Origin of the sequence: Williamsia herbipolensis (assembly GCF_000964005.1) — a bacterium.
Lineage (GTDB): Bacteria > Actinomycetota > Actinomycetes > Mycobacteriales > Mycobacteriaceae > Williamsia_A > Williamsia_A herbipolensis.
On record NZ_JXYP01000014.1, the window covers coordinates 271,587 to 287,612 of the forward strand.

Here is a 16,026-nt window from a genome sequence, read left to right on the forward strand (position 1 = left end):
AACCGCGCCCTGCGGTTCGGTGCGGAGTCGTCTGATCTCGACGACCGGGGTCGGCGCGACGCGCGCACACTCGGCGAGTCCCTTGGCGCCGTTCCCGACGTGGTCCTCAGCGGACCGGAGGCGTCGGTTCGCCAGACCGCTCGGGCCCTGGGCGAGCGCGTGCACGTTGTCCCGAGGCTGCGTTCGGTCGACCTGGGGTCGTGGACGGGCCGCCTTCCCGAGGACATACCGGTCGAGGCGCTCGCACTCTGGTTCTCCGACGTGACGAGTACCCCCCACGGGGGCGAGAGTGTCGCCGCGTTCGTCGCGCGGGTCGCCGCGTGGTTCGCACACCACATCGGATCGCCGGCCGAGGCGCCGTCGACTCCGCCTCCACCCTCGACGGTCGTCGTCGTGGCCAAGCCCGTCGTGCAGGCCGTCGTCGCCCATCTGGGGACGGCCGGGGTGGCCGGGTACTTCGCGGTCGACGTCCGTCCCGCCTCGCTGCACACGGTCTCGGGCGGAATCGTGCGCGCCGGGTTGTAGACATCCGCGGATGTAACTGTCACCCTGGTGAGCGGAACTGAAACAGAATTCATTTTTTGTGTCGTGGATGGCACGAGGAGGAGTGGGCATGTACGAGTGGTCCGACGAGGATCTGATGATCCGCGACGCTCTGCGGGGCTTCATCGACAAGGAGGTGCGCCCGCACCTCGACGAGCTCGAGACCGGCGTGCTCCCGCCCTACGACATCGCGCGGAAGTTGTACACCACCTTCGGCGTCGATCAGATGGCCCGCGAGGGCCTCGAGAAGGAACTCGAGTCCGAGGCGACCGGGGAGGCCAAACCCGGTGCCGTGAGCGGCGGCATGGGTGACAGCACCTTCATGCTGCTCAACACCGAGCTCGCGGGCGTCAGCCTGGGCATCATCGCGTCGCTGGGTGTCTGTCAGCTGACCGTCGGCACCATCCGGTCCAAGGGCACGCTGGCGCAGAAGAAGCGCTGGCTGCCCGAGCTGGTGACCCTCGAGAAGATCGGTGCCTGGGCCATCACCGAACCCGACTCCGGCTCCGATGCTCTCGGCGGCATGAAGACCACCGTCAAGCGCGACGGCGACGACTACATCCTCAAGGGCCAGAAGACGTTCATCACTAACGGTCCCTACGCCGACACCATCGTCGTGTTCGCCAAGCTCGACGAGGGCGACGGTACCCCGATCCGCGACCGCAAGGTCCTGTCCTTCGTGCTCGACAAGGGCATGGAGGGTCTCACCCAGGGCAAGCCGTTCAAGAAGATGGGCATGATGAGCTCACCCACCGGTGAGTTGTTCTTCGACAACGTGCGCGTGTCGCCGGACCGTCTGCTCGGCGAGACCGAGGACACCGGCGCCGACACCCGCGGCGGCGAGGGCGCGAAGGCCGGCTTCACCATGGAGCGCGTCGGTATCGCCGCGCTGTCGCTCGGCATCATCAACGAATGCCTGCGCCTGTCGGTCGACTACGCCCGCAACCGCACCCTGTGGGGCAAGAACATCGGGCAGTTCCAGCTCATCCAGCTCAAGCTCGCCGAGATGGAGATTGCGCGGATCAACGTGCAGAACATGATCTTCAGCGCCCTCGAGCGCGGCAAGGACCGGAAATCGATCAGCCTCGCCGAGGCGTCGGCGATGAAGCTGTACTCGTCGCGGGCGGCCACCGACGTCGCCATGGAGGCCGTGCAGCTCTTCGGCGGCAACGGCTACATGGCCGAGTACCGCGTCGAGCAACTCGCCCGCGACGCGAAGTCGCTCATGATCTACGCGGGCAGCAACGAGATCCAGGTGACCCACGTGGCCAAGGGACTCCTCGCGCCGAAGTAGGCACGCGCACAGACGACACGACCGCCGAGCCCTCGGGGCCCGGCGGTCGTGTCGTCTGTGCTGTTGTCGGTCAGGCGCCGATGGCCCGGCCGAGCTGCGGCCACGACCGGTGCAGCTCGTCCTCCCAGTAGCCCCACGAGTGGGTGCCGGTGCCCGGGAAGTGGAACGTGGCGGGGATCTTCAGCTGCGCGAGACGGGTGCGCAGCTGCTGGGTGCAGTCGTCGGTGGCGGCCTCGATCGGGCCACCGAGGATGATCTGCGAGGCGAGGTCGTTGCCCGGTCGGACGCCCGCCGGGTTCTCGTACTTGCCCGGGATGCCGCTGCCCGCCGACACATAGAGGCTGGTCCCGCGCAGCTTCGCGGCGTTGAGCACGGCGTCGTGATCGCGCCAGCCCTGCCCGGCGTACGGGCCCCACATGTTGGTGGCGGTGGTGCCGCCGCGCGTCTCGACCACGAGGCGCACATACGCCTGGCCGAGCGGGCTCGACGTGGCCGCGCACCCGCTGTAGGAACCGACGGCCGAGAACACCCCGGGGTGTTCGATGGCGAGGTCGAGGACCGCCGACCCCGACGACGAGATGCCGGCGATGGCGTTGCGGCCGCTGGTCGCGAAGGCCTTGTCGAACACCTGCGGCAGTTCGACGCCGAGGAAGGTCGACCACTTGTTGCGGCCGAGCACCGGATCGTCGCGCTGCCAGTCGGTGTAGTAGCTGTAGGCGCCGGAGTTGGGCGTCACCACGTAGGCGTTCTTGTCGGAGAAGAACTTCACCACGTCGGTCTGTCGTTCCCAGGTGGCCGCGTCCTCGCCGCCGCCGGCACCGTTGAGGAGGTACAGCGTCGGGCGGGCCACCGAGCGATCGCGGGGGAGGATCACCGACAGCGGCACGACGCGGTTCATGGCCGCCGAGCGCACCTCGATGGTCAGCTGACGGTCGTTGACCGGGGTCACCGACACCAGCGACGAGCCGTCGGCCGACGTGACGCCGGGTGCGGGCAGGTCGGCGGGTGCGGCCGACGCGGTCGACAGGGGGGCGAGCAGACCGACGGCGAGCGCGGCGGTCACCACGGCGACGCGCAGCGGCGCGGTTCGCACACGAGGAGTCCTCGAGAACACTGATGGAGCCTTTCGATCGTCACGCAGGTGCACGTGGAGGAGACATCGCGGCACGCGGGACGGGTGTCACCCCACGTCGTCGAGTCGATCGTACGATGCGCGGCCCGGTCGTGGCCCCACCGCGGTGATCACGGTATCGGGGGCGACCGGTCTCGGTCAGGTATCGGTCGATGCGCCGGGCGGGTTCGGGGTGTCGTCGACCTCGAGTCCCAGCGCCCCGGTGACGAAGCGGGTGACCACGGTGATGCCCGCGGCCAGTGCGTCGTCGCGTCCGGGACGCGCCGAGCCGCCCACCGTCGCCCGCGTGTCGTCGACCGGATCGGACCACACCGCGGCCACGAGCTCACCGGTGGTCGGTTCGCAGACCGCCCACACGAAGCGCGACTCGTCGGCCCAGGTGCGTGCGGCATCGGTCACGAACCGCGCAGGTGCGGCGTCGTCGGGCCAGTCGATGCCGGTGTCGCGCAGTGCGTACACGTCGCTGACCCGGTCGTCGTCGCGCAGCCCGCGCAGATACCAGGCGCCGGCGTTGATCTCGACGGTCTCCATGGTGTCGGTCAGCCCGTCGGGCGCCGCGAGGTGTCGCGCTACTTGATCTCGAGCAGGACGGTGCCCTGGGTGACCGCCGAGCCCGGCTCGACCGACAGGCCGGTGACGACACCGTCCTTGTGGGCGGTGACCGGGTTCTCCATCTTCATCGCCTCGAGGACCACGACGAGTTCGCCGGCGGTGACCTCCTGGCCCTCGGTGACGGCGACCTTGACCACGGTGCCCTGCATCGGTGCGGCGATCACGTCACCCGACACCGCGACGTTGCCGCCCTTGGTGCGGGTACGCGACTTGGGCTTCTTGCGGATCGCGCCACCGCCGCCGGAACCGTTGGATCCGGCCAGGGCGAGGTCACCGGGCAGTGACACCTCCACGCGACGACCGCCGACCTCGACGATCACGTTCTGACGCGGTGCGACCTCGTCGTCGTCGATCGGCTGTCCGCCGGTGTAGGGCTCGATCGGGTTGTCCCAGTCGGTCTCGATCCACTTGGTGTAGACCTCGAAACCCTCCCCGTCGCCGATGAACGCGGGGTTGGACACGATGTGGCGGTGGAACGGCAGAACGGTCGCGAGGCCCTCCACCTGGAACTCCTCGAGGGCGCGACGTGAACGCTCGAGCGCCTGATCGCGGGTCTCACCGGTGACGATGAGCTTGGCCAGCATGGAGTCGAAGCCGCCGCCGATGACATCGCCCTGCACCACACCGGAGTCGACACGTACACCCGGGCCCGTCGGCTCCTTGTACACCGCGATCGGTCCGGGGGCGGGCAGGAAGCCACGACCGGCGTCCTCACCGTTGATGCGGAACTCGAACGAGTGGCCGCGCGGGGTCGGGTCCTCGGTGATGGTGAGTTCCTCGCCCGCGGCGATGCGGAACTGCTGACGCACCAGGTCGATGCCCGAGGTCTCCTCGGTGACGGGGTGCTCGACCTGCAGGCGGGTGTTGACCTCGAGGAACGAGACCAGGCCGTCGGAGCCGACGAGGAACTCGACGGTGCCCGCACCGTAGTAGCCGGCCTCGCGGCAGATGGCCTTGGCCGAGGAGTGGATCTTGGCGCGCTGCTCATCGGTGAGGAACGGCGCGGGCGCCTCCTCGACGAGCTTCTGGAAACGCCGCTGCAGCGAGCAGTCACGGGTACCCGCGACGACGACGTTGCCGTGCTGGTCGGCGATGACCTGGGCCTCGACGTGGCGGGCCTTGTCGAGGTAGCGCTCGACGAAACACTCACCGCGACCGAACGCGGCGACGGCCTCGCGGGTGGCGGAGTCGAACAGTTCGGGGATCTCGGCGATCGTGTAGGCCACCTTCATGCCGCGGCCGCCACCACCGAACGCCGCCTTGATCGCGACGGGGACACCGTGCTCCTCGGCGAACGCGACGATCTCCGAGGCGTCCTTCACCGGGTCCTTGGTGCCCGGGGCCATCGGCGCGTTCGCCTTGAGTGCGATGTGGCGGGCGGTGACCTTGTCGCCGAGGTCGCGGATCGACTGCGGCGACGGACCGATCCAGGTGATGCCCGCGTCGATGACGGCCTGGGCGAAGTCGGCGTTCTCGGACAGGAAGCCGTACCCGGGGTGGATCGCGTCGGCACCGGACTTGCGCGCGGCGTCGAGGATCTTGTCGAACACCAGGTACGACTCGGCCGAGGTCTGACCGCCGAGTGCGAACGCCTCGTCGGCGAGCTTGACGAACAGCGCGTCGGCGTCGGGCTCGGCATAGACCGCGACGCTTCCCAGTCCCGCATCACGCGCCGCGCGGATCACGCGGACGGCGATCTCGCCCCGGTTGGCGACGAGGACTTTGCTGATCACCGAGCTGGCATGACTGGGCACTGTTTCTCCTGTTGCGTACTGAGGATCTTCGTGTCGGGGGATCTTCGTGGTGGGCGTCGTCGTCGGGGCGTCTGCAAGGCTTCCCGGCGGACCCCGAAGAGCACCCTAACGCACCGAGCGATTGATCGGTCCTGTCAGTCCTCGCGTTGCGCGAAGGTGCTGCGGTCGCCGACTTCACGGACCACCCTGCCGAACTCGATGAGGAATCGGCTCACCTCGGAATGTGTGCGTCCGAGGGCGGGGAACCGCGCGGAGATGCGCACGCCCGACGGTGTCCGGTTGACCCAGATGAAGACCTCGTCGTCGGCGTAGCTGTGCGAGCGCAGGACCCGCGCCGCGCCGGCGTCGGCGGCGGCGGCGTTGGGTGCGTGGCGGGTGTCGATGAACGACACCACGAACTTGGGGTCACCGGTGTAGCCGAGCAGCTCGGCCACCCGCAGGAACGGCAGTCCGGCCGCGGTCCGGGTGGCGCGCAGCTCGCCGGTCGCGCGGGCGACGACCTGGTCGAAGGCCACCAGGCCGGAGGTGTCGAGGCGTAGCGGTGTGGTCGACACGAACCACCCCAGCGACCCCAGCCAGCGTCCCTCGTCGCGGGTGTGGCGCGGGGTGATCGCGCGGAACACGCCGCCGCCGCATTCGCGGTAGGCGATGGCCAGCGCGGCCAGGATGCCGGCGAAGAGGTTCCCGCCCGCCGCCGAACACACGGCGGTGAACCGGTTGGCCTCGTCGTCGTCGAGCAGCTCCATCGTGACCGACGACTGCGGTGGCCCCGTGGCGTCGCCGGGATCCTCGGCGGTTGCCCTGCCCTCCTCCGGAGAGGTGCTCGGCGCGTCGTCCTGCGCGGGCCGGGTGTGCGACTCGCCCGAGACGTCGAAGCGCGGCATCTCGTTGCCGTTGTCGGCGAGGTAGTCCCGCCACGCCGCGACCGCGGGGTGGTCGGCGTCGGCCTCGTCGGCGACCCGTCGTTCGTGGGCGCTGAAGTCCACGTAGCTCCCGACGGGGCCGAGTCGGTCGTCGCGCCGCTCGCGGGCGGTGTGATAGAGCTCGATGAGTTCGTGCTGGGCGAGGATCAGCGAATAGCCGTCGAGCAGCGAGTGGTCGCCGGCGAAGAGCAGGGTGAAGGTCTTCTCGCGCGCCACGGTCGCGAAGAGGTATGCGGGCCACTGCAGCGGCGCGGTGGCCCGGTCGAAGGCCCCGGCGAGCTGGTCGAGCAACGGGCCGGCCTCGGTGTACCAGCCGACCCGCCCCATCTTGAGCGTTACCGACCCCGGTGGCGTCGACAACCGTTGCATCCCGGTGTGTTTGACCACGACGTGGCTGCGCAACACCTCGTGACGATCGATCCACCGGGTGAGTGCGGCGCGGATCGCGGGCACCGACATCGGTTCGTCGAACTCGATGGCCAGACCCAACCACGACTCACGACCACCCTCGCGGCGGGTGCGCCAGCGATATTCGAGGGCCGAGCGCAGGTGCAGCTCGTGGTTGTGGGAGGTGGGCCGCGGATCGGTGTGCCAGTGGGCGAACCCACCGGGGGTCTGCGCCGACCACTCGACGAGACCACCGGGTTCCACCGGCTGGTCCATCATCTGGGTGAACTTCACTCCGGCGGCGCTCCGGGACCTAGGCGGGGTCGGTCGCGGTCTGTGCGGCGACCTGGCTCTTGATGCGCGCCAGCATCCCGGCCATCCCGCGCAGACGCAGCGGGCTCACGACGGTGTCGAGATGGAGGTCGGTGTAGAAGTCGCCGGGGACCGCGACGATGTCCGACGCGGTCGCGCCGTCGAGTCCCTGGTGCAGGATCGACGCGAACCCGCGGGTGGTCGGCGCCTCGCGCGGCGCGCTGAAATACAGCCGCACCGCGGTGGCGTCGGACGCGTCGACGGACAGGTAGACCGGCGACTGGCACTCCGGGACCGGTTCCATCGCCTCGGTCTGAAGGTGCCCGGGCAGGGCCGGCAACTCGTTCGCGAACTCGAGCAGCAGGGTGACGCGATCGGACTCGGCGAGCGCGCCGAAATCGTCGACGATCTCGGCGAGCGCGGCGGGCAGCGTCACCGGGTGCCGGGTTCGGGGCCGGTCACGATCGGCGCCCGGACCGCGTTGCCCCACTCCGTCCAGGAACCGTCGTAGTTGCGGACGAGGGTGAAACCAAGCAGATGGGTGAGCACGAACCAGGTGTGCGACGAGCGTTCGCCGATGCGGCAGTAGGCGATGGTCGGCTGGTCGGGCGCGAACTCGCCGTAGATCTCCTCGAGTTCGGCGCGACCGCGGAACCGCCCGTCGGGTGCGGCGGCCTTGGCCCAGGGAATCGACACCGCCGTCGGGATGTGGCCACCGCGGAGCGCGCCCTCCTGCGGGTACTCCGGCATGTGGGTGCGTTCGCCGGTGTACTCCTGCGGCGACCGCACGTCGATCAGCGGTTCGGTGCCCAGCACGTCGCGCACCTGATCGGCGAACGCACGGATGGTGGTGTCGTCCCGCTCGACGACGGGGTAGTCCGACCGGGGCAGGTCGGGGACGTCGAAGCTGGTCTCGCGGTCCTCGGCGAACCAGGCCTGGCGGCCCCCGTCGAGCAGGCGCACGTCGGCGTGGCCGAACAGCGTGAACACCCACAGGGCGTAGGCCGCCCACCAGTTGCTCTTGTCGCCGTAGACGACGATCGTGTCGTCGCGACGGATTCCCTTGCTGCGCATGAGCTCGGCGAACTGCTCACCGTCGATGTAGTCGCGTGTGACCGGATCGTTGAGGTGCAGGTGCCAGTCGATCTTCTGCGCGGTGGGGATGTGGCCGATGTCGTAGAGCAACACGTCTTCGTCGGACTCCACCACCTTGAGGCCCTCGGTGCCGATGTGGGCGCTGAGCCATTCGGTGCTCACCAGCCGCTCGGGATGGGCGTAGGCGGCGAAGCCGGGATGGGGATCGGTGGGGACTGTCACTGCGAGGCTCCCGCGGTCTAGAAGATGATCGAGCGCTGCTTGCCCACCGAGCCTAGTGGTCACCCTCGTCGGACGTCACACGCCCGCGAGTCATGTCGCCCGGTTGGCTGTGCTCTGTCGCAGGGTTTCCGCCGCGGCATGTCGACCCACGCCGCCGAGGAACGCGTCCATCGTCGCCCGGGCGACCGCGGTGTCGGGGTAGCGGGTGCGCAGGGCGAGTCCGCTCTCGGTGCGCGAGATCCAGAACTGCGCGTCGTCGGCCGAGGTCACGTTGGAGATGTGGTGGGCATCGAGGAGATCGTGCGCGTGGGCGCCGGGCAGCCGGCGGTAGTCGACGTAGGAGACCATGAAGATGTCGGTCCGACCGGCCCGGAGACCGCCGATCGTCTCGAGCACCCGGGGGATCGGGATCTCCCCGAGCGCGACGGCCTCGCGGACCGCCGGCCCGGCCCGGGCGATCGTCGCGGGCAGGTCGGTCTCGACGGTGATCGTGACCGGGGCGTTGGTCGTGAACCAGCCCATCGCGTTCTCCCACCGGCGGGATCGCCGGGTGTGCATCGGGAACAGCACGGGCATCTCCGAGCCGCCACCGAGATCATGCACCGCATGGGCCATGGCGGACAGGATCCCGGCGTAGACGCTCGACCCTGACTCCGCGCACGACGCGGCGAAGGTGGCGGTGTCGCGCGGCCCGAGGAGCGTGCGGACATCCACCGCCTGGCGCGCCCGTGCACCCGGCGCGAGTCCGAGGTCGAGCGGGAACTCCGGTGGTCGGCGGTCGTGGCGGGCGAAGAACTCGACCCAGCGATCCATTCCGGGATGTCGGGAGAAGTCGCGGTCGTCGCCGGCCTCCTCGGCGCAGTAGTCGACGAAGCTGGCCGCCGGCGGCAGGATGCGGGGGTCGAACGCACCCGGTTCGGCGCGGTACCCGGCGTAGAGACGCGCCAGATCGTCGACGACGATGGCCATCGAGTACGCGTCGACGTGCGCGTGATCGAAGCCGCAGAGGATCGTCGAGCGATCGGCGCGGTCGATGGTCGCGAGGTGGCAACCGGGTCCGCCGAACGGCGTGCAGGCGTGGCGCAGTCCCTCTCGCAGCGCACCGCGCACCGCCGACACGGTGGTCAGCGTTCTCGGGGCCGTGACGATCACCCGCAGGGCCGCGGGATCGTGCAGATGCCGGATGACACGTCCGCCGTCGCGGACGAATCCGCTGTGCAGGGTGCCGTGGCGGGCGATGAGGGAGAGGAAGGCGCGCTCGATCGCCTTGAGGTCCACGGGCCCGTCGACGTCGAAGGAGGCCGCGAGCCAGGTGCTCTCCCCGGCCGGATCGGCGGCCGCGGAGGCCAGGTGGTGGCTCTGGTTGAACGACGGTGGGATCGCCGACACCACACCGGTGCTCGCGGTCGCGTCGACCGCCCACTGCACGACGGTGCCCGGAGCCGGCGCGAATCGGTCAATCGTGGTGACGCGCAAGCGACGACCTCTTCACACCGGCGTCGCCGACGGCGCCGATCACGTGGTCGCCGGTCGACACGATGTCGGCGAAGATCTCCCGGATGCGGCGGTGGTGGGCGGCGAGCACCGTCGCGGCGCGCGGCGTGTCGGGGATCTGTGATCCCAGGTAGAGGCTGCGGTCGTCACGGTTGAACCACATCGAGGCATTCGCCGTCCGACCCTCCCCGGTCGATTGCATCCCGCGGTCGTAGGCCGGTGTGCCCGCCATCGGGAACCGCCGGAAGTCGATGTAGGACAACAGCTGTGGCGTGACGAGAACCCGTTCGGGTGCGGTCCCGGCGGCGAGCAGTGCACCGATCACCGTCGGCACCGGGACCTCGGAGCACGCGGCGCCGCGTTCGCAGGCGGACTGTGCCGTGCCGACCAGGTCGGTGAAGGTGCGCGCGGTGTCGACGCCGAAGGCGACGGGTGCGAATCGGCAGAACCAGCCCTGGGTCAGCGTGACGTCGGCGAGGGCGCGGTCGGCGAGGGCGGTGATCGTGAAGTAGTCGTCGACCCCGGCGAGTTCGCGATCGACGATCGCGAGCACCGCGGTGATGCCGCCGATCATCCGCGCCCCGTGTGCACGGCAGATCTCCTCGAACTCGGCGGCACCGGCTGCGTCGAGGACGTCGAACTTCACGGGCTTCACCGGTGCGCTCTCCCCGTCGGCCAGGCCGAGATCGATGGGGAACCGGGGCATCCCTCCTCCGGTGGGCGCGGCCGCCGAACACCACGCCTGCACCTCGGGGGACTCGGGTGTGAACCGTGCGGCACGTTCCCGCTCGGCGACGGCATAGGCGAGCGCCGATCCGGTCGGGGCGTCGGTGAACGGGCCGACGTCGGTCCCGTCGCGTTCGGAGTAGTAGAGGTCGGCCACCTCGGCCAGCGCCAACGCCTGCGACACACCGTCGCTCAGGGCGTGGTCGCACCCGATGTACACCGTGAAATCGTGTGGTCGCACGACGACCCCGACGGAGAATCCGGGCCAGTGCAGGGCGTTCGCCTCGCGCGCGAACCGGGCGGTCACGTGGTCGCGGAAGCGGTTCGAGTCCACCGCCCCGGTCAGGTATCCATAGTCGTCGACCTCGCCCACACGCTCGACACGGAAGTCGACGTCGTCCGCGTCGACGAGATGGCGGGTGACCACACCGTCGGAGACGTCGAACCAGCATCGCAGCCCGTCGTGGCGGGTGGTGAAGCGCCGCAGCGCACCGACGAGGGCTGCTGCGTCGAAGTCGCCGTCGACCTCGGTGGTGGCCGTGAGGTAGGCGCAGTGCCGGTCGCCGCGGTCGGAGGCGGCACGTGTCCCGCGCAGATGGTTCTCCTGCAGGAACGACGCCGGCGCCGGATGTGCCTGCGCGGCAGCGGCAGCCGCGCGCGATTCCTCGGTGGCGAGCACCTCCATCACCGTCCCTCGCCCGGGGTTCCAGTGGGCGAGCATGTCGATCATCACCGGGTCATCACCCCGCGGCCGAGACGTCGGTGGCACCGACGGTGTCGTGGCGGGCACGGCGTCCGACGGGAAGTGCGAGCACGGCGTTGAGTCGGTGCAGGAAGCCGTGCACGCTCTCCGTCGCCACCCGGTTGCCAGGGAACCGCGCCGACACCGAGATGCCTTTGGGGGAGCGGACGATCCACAGGTACACCTCGTCGTCGGAGTCCGCGGAACCCCGGAGTGTGCGTGCCCCCCACCGCGACCAGTGCGACGATTCCGGGACGTACCTCGCGTCGATGTAGGACACGACGAACCGGGGCGTCGCGTCGATGCCGGTGATCTCGGCGACGCGGGGGAACGGGAACTGCGCCAACGACTTGCGGTCGGCGATGGCGGCTCCGGTGGTCGTGAGGCATTCCTCCAGCGTCTGCGCGCCGGCGAGATCGATCTCGATCGGGACGACGCCGACGAACCATCCGATCGACGACGAGTACCGGGTGTCGCTGCGGGTGTGCATGGGCATGGCGAACCGGATCGACTCCTGACCCGACAGCGAGCGCACGGCCACCGCGAGCGCCGCCATCACCGCCGTCTGCATCGAGTGGCCGGATGCGCGCGCCCACCGGTTGATGTCGTCGGCCTGCTCCGCCGACAGCACCCACGACGACATCCCGCTCTGATTCCGACGCCGGGTGAGGGCGCGTGCGGTGACAGGGTCGTCGGTGACCGGCAACGGGAAGCCCGGGAACCGGTTGCCCTCGCGCGACAGGAACGCCTCCCACGTCCGTACGGCGTCGTGTCGATCGTGGAGATCCTCACCACGTCTGCGGTCCTGCTCGCTGAAGTCGACGTGACTTCCGACCTCGGCGGGCCGCGTCGGCGTCCCGGCCAGTTCGGCGGCATACAGTCCCTGGATCTCACCGATCGCCAACAACATCGAGTAGGCGTCCATCACCGAGTGGTCGGCGCCGAACACCAGGAGGAACTCGTCGTCACCGATCTCGGGGAGGTCGTCGAGATGGTCGGCGCCGGTGTCGGCGCCGGCGGGGGTGATGGTCGCGAGAACGCAGTGCGGCCAGTGCAGCGGCGACAACGTCTCGAACCGTCCGAGCAGGTGGTGGTGGACCTCGGTGCCGCTGGACAGCGTGCCGACGGACGTCTCGGTCACCTCGACATCGAGGTCGGTGCCACGTCGACGCAACACCGGGCCGTCGTCGTCGAGAGACCGTTCCACCGTCGTGCGGAACACCTCGTGGGTGCGCATCCAGGTCGTCAGCGCCCGTCCCAGTGCGGCCCGGTCGTGGCGGTGGGGGACGACGAACACCGCTCCGAGCCACGACCCGGGGTGGCCCTCGTCGTCGCTGCGCGCGCTGCGGGCGATGCTGCCGCGGGTGCAGTACTCCTCGTGGAGATAGCTGAGCGGCCTCGGATCGTCGCTCCAGGTGCGGTCGGCGCACTCGCGGCCGATCAGTCGCGGGATCCACTCGGTCACCTCACCCGCGGGGAGGGGGTAGTCGGCCAGTTCGGTGAATTCCACTGTCACCTCTCGGTATTCGCGATGTGCGACGTGGGCGGGGGTCGGGTCGACACACTCGCGCGTCGTCGGGCGAAAGAGCCCCGTGGTGCCGCTGGGGGCGACCCGGGGAGTCGATGGGTCAAGTCTAGGGCGGCCCGCGGAGATTGTTCACTCGAGTAACCAGTGTGCTTGCTCACTGGCCGCGGTCGTGATGACGGGCACCACGCCGAGAGGTGCACCGCGCGCCAAAAGCCCAGCATCGCAGGGGTATTTGAGATCTCGGATCGGCGGTACGCACGTGCCATATATGTCCGGGGTGTTACACAGCCGTGAAATCGATTCGATCACTGCGGTTTTGACGCGCCCGCGCGATCGGTGCCCGCTGCGGAGGCCGTGGACGGATGCCGTGCCCTGGATAGACTCCCACCAACACGCCACCGGAGGTCGACCGAACCCGCGGGCTCGTCGACGTGGACAGGGAGGGGACATCGTGAGCGATGTCGATGTCGCGGCCATCGAGACGATGGGACTGGGAAAGCGGTTCGGCGGCAAGGTGGCCGTCTCCGGTGTCGACCTCACGGTCCCGCCCGGATCGGTGTACGCGGTGCTCGGTCCGAACGGTGCCGGCAAGACGACGTTGGTCCGGATGCTCGCGACGCTGCTCCGTCCCGACGTCGGCTCGGCGCGGATCTTCGGTCACGACGTGGTCGCGCACGCGACCGAGGTCCGTTCGTTGATCGGTCTCACGGGTCAATACGCCTCGGTGGACGAGGATCTCACCGCCAGGGAGAACCTGATGATCTTCGCCCGCCTCCTGGGTCGCTCACGGGCCGACGCCAGGGTGCGTTCTGCCGAACTGCTCGAGTCCTTCGCGCTGACCGAGTCGTCCTCGACCATCGTGAAGACCTTCTCCGGTGGCATGCGACGCCGACTCGATCTCGCGGCCAGTCTGGTGTCGCGTCCACCGTTGATCTTCCTCGACGAACCGACCACCGGACTCGATCCGCGTACCCGCGTGCAGATGTGGGAGACGGTCCGGTCGCTCGTCGACGACGGCGCGACCGTCCTGCTGAGCACGCAGTACCTCGAGGAGGCCGACCAGCTGGCCGATCGGATCGCGGTCATCGACCGGGGGACGATGGTCGCCGAGGGAACCGCCGACGAACTGAAGTCCTCGGTCGGTTCGTCGAGCCTGCTGCTGACCCTCACCGATCCGGGCGACCACGCGGTGGCGGCCGGGGTGATCGGTCGGCACACGTCGACCATCGTGACCGCGGGCGAGGCGCAGCCGGGCCGGGGCTCCGGCAACCGTGTGATGACCCTGTCGGTCCCCATCGACGACACCGCCCTGGTCGGCACCATCCTCGTGGCGCTGAGCGCCGCCGGGGTCGAGGTGGCCGAGATGTCGGTCGCCCGTCCCAGTCTCGACGACGTCTTCTTCGCACTCACCGCGCGGCCGGACCGTCCCGCCGCGCCGGATTCCATCGACGCCGAGGAGGACGCGGCATGAGCGTCATCACCACCAACGCCGTGGCCGCCCCCATCGCCGTCCGCGTGACCCTCGCCGACGCGGTGTCGCAGTCGTTGACGATGGCGGCGCGGGGGCTGCTGCGCATCAAACACAACCCGCAGCTGCTGTTCGACGTCATCATCCTGCCGATCGTGTTCACCGTGATGTTCTCGTCGATCTTCGGCGGCGCCATCGCCGGCGACGTCGTCGGCTACCTCCCGATCCTGATCCCCGGCGTGCTGGTGCAGGTGGTGCTCGCCGCATCGGTGACCACCGGGGTCCAGCTGCGCGAGGACATGGACAAAGGGGTGTTCGACCGGTTCACCTCGCTGCCGATCGCACGGATCGCGCCGTTGGCCGGGTCGCTGCTGTCGGACATGGTGCGGTACGTCGTGGGCACGACCATCACGATCATCGTCGGACTGATCATGGGTTACCGTCCCGCCAGCGTGATCGGGACGATTGGCGCCTGCCTGCTCGTCGTGGTCGTCGCCTTCGCGCTGAGTTGGGTGTTCGCCCTCATGGGGGTGTTGATGGACAAGGCGTCGACCGTGCAGGGGGTGTCGATGTTGGTCCTCACGCCACTGACCTTCATGTCGAACGCCCTCGTGCCGGTGACGACCATGCCCGGATGGATGCAGGCCTTCGCCCACGTCAACCCCGTCTCGCACCTGGTGTCGGCGGTGCGTCAGATGACCGACGGGCGTTTCGGCGCCGAGATCGCATGGTCGCTGCTCGGTGCGGCGTGCGTTCTCGCGGTCGTCGCACCGTTGACGCTCCGGGTCTACATGCGACGTGCCTGACGCCCCATGGGCGCGGGCGTTGTCGCCTGCGATCAGGGGGCGACGCGATCCACTCTGCGCCGCAGTAGGTTTCGTGCCGAGAAACCGCGAGCCTCGGAATCCCAGCTGCGGATCAGCAGAAGGCGAGCCACGTGGACCGCGGTGACCCAGGGGATGTAGAGGATCCATGCGCCCACCCCGAGGGCATACCGGCGGTGCAGGAACAGGGTGCGGGGGAGGAAGCTCATGTAGCGGACGAAAGAGACGACCCCGGTCTCCATCCGCCGCGGTGAGACGCCCACCCCGAGATGCGGGAGGAAGGCGTTGCGCCCGCCGATCTCGCCGACGCAGAGCCCGGTGTCCACGTCCTCGAAGATGTCGCGGCGCATGCTGACCGCGTCGCGGACCGCGAGCCAGGTGGAGCGGCGCAGCACCATGTTCGAGCCGTAGAGCACCATGACGGGTCGGACGTCGGCGGCCGAGGCGTCGGGCCGAGAGGTGAAGGGCACGAACCGCAGTCGCCTCTTCACCCCGGCCATCGCGTCGCCGTACGGGAGTCCGTAGGCCTCGCCCCGCCCACACAGCGCGGCCCACTCGTGGTCGGTGTCCGCCTCGAGGAAGTCGAGGATGTCGCGCGCCCAGGTCGGTCCGACCAGGGTGTCGGAGTCGATGCGCGCGATCGCGTCTCCGGTGGCGGCGTCGAGCCCCGCGTTGCGGGCGAACACGAGGCCCTGGCGCGACTCGGTGATCATCCGCACCTGAGGGTAGCGATCGACGTACGTCGAGACGATGTCCGCGGTCTTGTCCCGGGAATTGTTGTCCACCACCACGATGTCGGCGATCTGATCGATCTGTGCGACCAGGCGGTCGAGGCAATCGGCGACGACATCCTCCTCGTCGAACGTCGGGATGACCACCGACAGGGCGAGCCCCGATGGATGCGCTGCCTCCAACACGTCGTGTCCCCTCTGGTCGACGAAAGGTGCTGTCCGATCACGACACTAGGTGA

General features: G+C 69.4%; 14 protein-coding genes. 4 read left to right on the forward strand and 10 right to left on the reverse strand.

Annotated elements, in window-relative coordinates; translation table 11 throughout:
* Nucleotides 1-9: 9 nt before the first annotated feature.
* Entirely contained in the window at nt 10-525 is a 516-nt protein-coding gene (locus TU34_RS07180) for a histidine phosphatase family protein (protein ID WP_238981214.1), read from the forward strand.
* 88 nt (nt 526-613) lie between these two features.
* Nucleotides 614-1,837 carry an acyl-CoA dehydrogenase family protein gene (locus TU34_RS07185; protein WP_045822136.1) on the forward strand — a complete coding sequence of 408 codons (1,224 nt, stop codon included), beginning with the start codon at nt 614-616 and terminating at the stop codon, nt 1,835-1,837.
* A 70-nt stretch (nt 1,838-1,907) separates the two neighbouring features.
* On the opposite strand, the gene TU34_RS07190 is transcribed toward TU34_RS07185, so the two are convergent.
* From TU34_RS07190 to TU34_RS07230, 9 genes are all read right to left on the reverse strand, one after another.
* Nucleotides 1,908-2,930, reverse strand: a complete 1,023-nt coding sequence (locus tag TU34_RS07190) for an alpha/beta hydrolase (protein ID WP_150116435.1) — start codon at nt 2,928-2,930, stop codon at nt 1,908-1,910.
* Between the two features lie 177 nt (nt 2,931-3,107).
* Nucleotides 3,108-3,500: a hypothetical protein gene (locus tag TU34_RS07195; protein ID WP_045822137.1), complete on the reverse strand. Its 393-nt coding sequence runs from the start codon at nt 3,498-3,500 to the stop codon at nt 3,108-3,110.
* 38 nt (nt 3,501-3,538) lie between these two features.
* Entirely contained in the window at nt 3,539-5,335 is a 1,797-nt protein-coding gene (locus TU34_RS07200) for an acetyl/propionyl/methylcrotonyl-CoA carboxylase subunit alpha (protein WP_045822138.1), read from the reverse strand.
* A 134-nt stretch (nt 5,336-5,469) separates the two neighbouring features.
* Nucleotides 5,470-6,939, reverse strand: a complete 1,470-nt coding sequence (locus tag TU34_RS07205) for a condensation domain-containing protein (protein ID WP_045822139.1) — start codon at nt 6,937-6,939, stop codon at nt 5,470-5,472.
* Between the two features lie 19 nt (nt 6,940-6,958).
* Complete coding sequence (locus tag TU34_RS07210; protein ID WP_045822140.1) at nt 6,959-7,393, reverse strand: SufE family protein; 435 nt, start codon at nt 7,391-7,393, stop codon at nt 6,959-6,961.
* On the reverse strand, nt 7,390-8,274 hold the full coding sequence (locus tag TU34_RS07215; RefSeq protein WP_045822141.1) for a sulfurtransferase: 885 nt from the start codon (nt 8,272-8,274) through the stop codon (nt 7,390-7,392). Before TU34_RS07215 ends, TU34_RS07210 begins: the two co-directional genes overlap by 4 nt.
* Before the next feature lie 90 nt (nt 8,275-8,364).
* A complete protein-coding gene (locus TU34_RS07220; RefSeq protein ID WP_045822142.1) occupies nt 8,365-9,750 on the reverse strand; it encodes a condensation domain-containing protein in 1,386 nt (461 codons plus the stop codon).
* On the reverse strand, nt 9,731-11,224 hold the full coding sequence (locus TU34_RS07225; protein ID WP_150116436.1) for a condensation domain-containing protein: 1,494 nt from the start codon (nt 11,222-11,224) through the stop codon (nt 9,731-9,733). Before TU34_RS07225 ends, TU34_RS07220 begins: the two co-directional genes overlap by 20 nt.
* 10 nt (nt 11,225-11,234) lie before the next feature.
* Nucleotides 11,235-12,746, reverse strand: coding sequence for a condensation domain-containing protein (locus TU34_RS07230; protein WP_045822143.1), 1,512 nt, complete (start codon nt 12,744-12,746; stop codon nt 11,235-11,237).
* 502 nt (nt 12,747-13,248) lie between these two features.
* Between TU34_RS07230 and TU34_RS07235 the strand changes: the two genes are divergently transcribed.
* Nucleotides 13,249-14,235 carry a daunorubicin resistance protein DrrA family ABC transporter ATP-binding protein gene (locus TU34_RS07235; protein WP_045822280.1) on the forward strand — a complete coding sequence of 329 codons (987 nt, stop codon included), beginning with the start codon at nt 13,249-13,251 and terminating at the stop codon, nt 14,233-14,235.
* Nucleotides 14,232-15,038, forward strand: coding sequence for an ABC transporter permease (locus tag TU34_RS07240; RefSeq protein WP_045822144.1), 807 nt, complete (start codon nt 14,232-14,234; stop codon nt 15,036-15,038). The genes TU34_RS07235 and TU34_RS07240 overlap by 4 nt, the downstream gene beginning before the upstream one ends.
* A 32-nt stretch (nt 15,039-15,070) precedes the next feature.
* On the opposite strand, the gene TU34_RS07245 is transcribed toward TU34_RS07240, so the two are convergent.
* Entirely contained in the window at nt 15,071-15,973 is a 903-nt protein-coding gene (locus TU34_RS07245) for a glycosyltransferase family 2 protein (protein ID WP_045822145.1), read from the reverse strand.
* Nucleotides 15,974-16,026: the final 53 nt, after the last annotated feature.

Excerpts from the sequence above, each read along its gene's own strand:
- TU34_RS07185 (WP_045822136.1), top strand. The coding sequence starts at position 614 with ATGTACGAGTGGTCCGACGAGGATCTGATGATCCGCGACGCTCTGCGG.
- TU34_RS07195 (WP_045822137.1), bottom strand. The coding sequence starts at position 3,500 with ATGGAGACCGTCGAGATCAACGCCGGCGCCTGGTATCTGCGCGGGCTG.
- TU34_RS07225 (WP_150116436.1), bottom strand. The coding sequence starts at position 11,224 with ATGATCGACATGCTCGCCCACTGGAACCCCGGGCGAGGGACGGTGATG.
- TU34_RS07235 (WP_045822280.1), top strand. The coding sequence starts at position 13,249 with ATGGGACTGGGAAAGCGGTTCGGCGGCAAGGTGGCCGTCTCCGGTGTC.
- TU34_RS07240 (WP_045822144.1), top strand. The coding sequence starts at position 14,232 with ATGAGCGTCATCACCACCAACGCCGTGGCCGCCCCCATCGCCGTCCGC.